At 63.5% G+C, this 2058-nt stretch carries 4 protein-coding genes; all 4 read right to left on the reverse strand.

Going from position 1 to position 2058, the window contains the following annotated elements:
* Nucleotides 1-113 precede the first annotated feature (113 nt).
* The gene (locus WS62_RS05755) at nt 114-332 is read right to left on the reverse strand and encodes a hypothetical protein (protein ID WP_066568849.1); all 219 of its coding nucleotides are present in this window, start codon (nt 330-332) and stop codon (nt 114-116) included.
* Nucleotides 329-1117: an IS21-like element helper ATPase IstB gene (gene istB / locus WS62_RS05760; RefSeq protein ID WP_066568851.1), complete on the reverse strand. Its 789-nt coding sequence runs from the start codon at nt 1115-1117 to the stop codon at nt 329-331. The genes WS62_RS05755 and istB overlap by 4 nt, the downstream gene beginning before the upstream one ends.
* A 15-nt stretch (nt 1118-1132) precedes the next feature.
* Nucleotides 1133-1792: a helix-turn-helix domain-containing protein gene (locus tag WS62_RS05765; RefSeq protein WP_442855063.1), complete on the reverse strand. Its 660-nt coding sequence runs from the start codon at nt 1790-1792 to the stop codon at nt 1133-1135.
* The coding region (locus tag WS62_RS37905) for a hypothetical protein (protein WP_231748201.1) at nt 1776-2058 on the reverse strand (283 nt) is incomplete at its 5' end. The genes WS62_RS37905 and WS62_RS05765, both read right to left, overlap by 17 nt.

Genomic DNA, 2058 nt, shown 5'->3' on the forward strand with positions numbered 1-2058 from the left:
TGTTGATGGCGATGTAAAACCGCACTTAAACGGCGGCGCAATGCTGAGTAATTCGCTCAAGTACGAAGGGGCCCATCGAGGGCCCCTTTGACGTGATGCGTTGGCGTCGTCGTTCAGAATGGCGGGTCGTGTTTTCGTGTGCGGACGTCTCGTGACGCGCGCAGCTCACGCAGTTGTTCGTGGAGCTGAACGCCGTAGAAGTCGGTGATCGTGGCAAGCAGGTCATCGAGCAACTCGAACACGGCCAGCGCCTGCTCGGGCGTCCAGTCGTCGGGCACGACGAACGGTAGACCGCGCCGGCGTCCCGAAGGCAACAGCGGTGCGCTGCTCATGATGTTGCCGCCTTCTTCGCCACGGGCCTGCTGGTTTTGCGCTGCCGGGCCCGTGCCTCGTTACGCTCGCGCGCTTCCTTGAGCCGGTACGACTCGCCCTCGATCGAGATCACTTCGGCGCGATGCACGAGGCGGTCGACCAGCGACACCACGCAGGCCGCGTTCGGGAACACGTCCGACCACTCCTTGAACGGCTTGTTGGTCGTTACGATGGTCGAGCGTTTTTCGTATCGACGGCTGACGAGCTCGAACAGCAGGTCCGCATGGCGGTTCGAGTACGACAGGTAGCCGACCTCGTCGATCACCAGGATGTCCGGCGTGGCATAGTGCTGCAAACGCCGGCGCAACGCCGAGTCGCTGTCCAGTGCCGCGAGCTCGCCGAGCATTTCGCTGGCCGACTTGAACAGTACCGTGCGCCCCTGGATGAGCGCGTGGTGCGCCACGTTCTGCGCGAGCGTCGACTTGCCGACGCCGTTCGGGCCGATGAACACGACGTTGGTCGCGTCGTCGAGGAACGAGAGCGACATCAGTTCCTCGACGGCCATTCGATCGATTCGCTTGGGCCAGCCCCAGTCGAAGTCGGTCAGGATCTTGAACTTGCCCAGTTTCGCGGCACGGATACGTCGCTGCAGCGAACGCTGCGTGCGCTCGTCCTCTTCCCATTGCAGCAGCGGCGCGAGCCACGCGGAGCCGTCCACCTCGGACCAGTGCTCGACGAGACCGTTCAGACGCAGTGCCTTGGCGCGCATACGCAGCATCTCATTGTTGTTCGGGATCGACGTCATCCTTTTCCTCCGCAGTCAGTTGATCGTAGGTGTCGAGTCGGTGCGGTTGCACGAGCGTATCCTTGCGCTGCACGTGTCGCCGGCGCGCTCGAGCACTGCCGACTTGAGGTTGTCGTACAGCAGAACCCTCGGCAGGCCGCACCACGTGTTAAACGCGCCGATGTGTCCGCGTAGGAAGTTCTCCATGCGCGCGTCAAGGAAGAAGCGCAGATAGAGGTCGCGCGAGTACGAGAGCACCATCACGAACGCCATCAGCGGTCGGCGCGCACGGCCAATCTCGATGTAGCCGAAGTGCCCCCAATCGACCTGTGCTTGTTCACCCGGCAATGTCCGCAGTCGCAGGAAGGCCTCAGCGGGCTTCCTGGGGCGGTGCAGCGAGATCAGATGCCGGAAGTGGTCCGGTGCGCCCTTGTAGCCGCGCTCGCGAACCATGAAGTAAAGACGGCTGGCCGTCAGTGAAGGATATTTCTCCAACGTCCGCCGGATGAACGGCAGATACGGCTCGATCATTGACGGCTTCGACACCGGACCGATCCGCGGCAACCCAGCACGGGTGAGCACCCGCTGCACTGTTTCGCGGTGTACGCGCAACTGCTTCGCGATCGTGCCGCACGGCCACTTCTCGGCGTGATACAGGCGCAGGATTTGCGCCTCGAGTTCAACCGGAATCGTCATCGGGATCTCCACGATCTAAGCGACGGCCGAAGGGCTTGCCTTCGGGATAGGCACGACGAGAACTACGGCGGCGCACGAAGCCGGTTCGCACCAGCTGCGGCAGCGGGCCGCCGCAGCAATGACAGCGCGGCGGCATCGGCGCCGCCGCACGCGTGGCGGCGTTGGCAAGTGCAACGGCGGCGTCGAGGTCCGGTTGCAGTACATCATCGGCGGGGGAAGTGGGTGAACCCTGATGCGTCACGAATTTGCGTCGGGTCCGGTAACGT

This window comes from Burkholderia sp. ABCPW 14, from assembly GCF_001523835.1.
GTDB classification, from domain to species: domain Bacteria; phylum Pseudomonadota; class Gammaproteobacteria; order Burkholderiales; family Burkholderiaceae; genus Burkholderia; species Burkholderia mayonis.

What these genes read in the sequence shown, in the direction of transcription:
- WS62_RS05755 (WP_066568849.1), bottom strand. Translation starts at nt 332, where the DNA reads ATGAGCAGCGCACCGCTGTTGCCTTCGGGACGCCGGCGCGGTCTACCG.
- istB (WP_066568851.1), bottom strand. Translation starts at nt 1,117, where the DNA reads ATGACGTCGATCCCGAACAACAATGAGATGCTGCGTATGCGCGCCAAG.
- WS62_RS05765 (WP_442855063.1), bottom strand. Translation starts at nt 1,792, where the DNA reads ATGACGATTCCGGTTGAACTCGAGGCGCAAATCCTGCGCCTGTATCAC.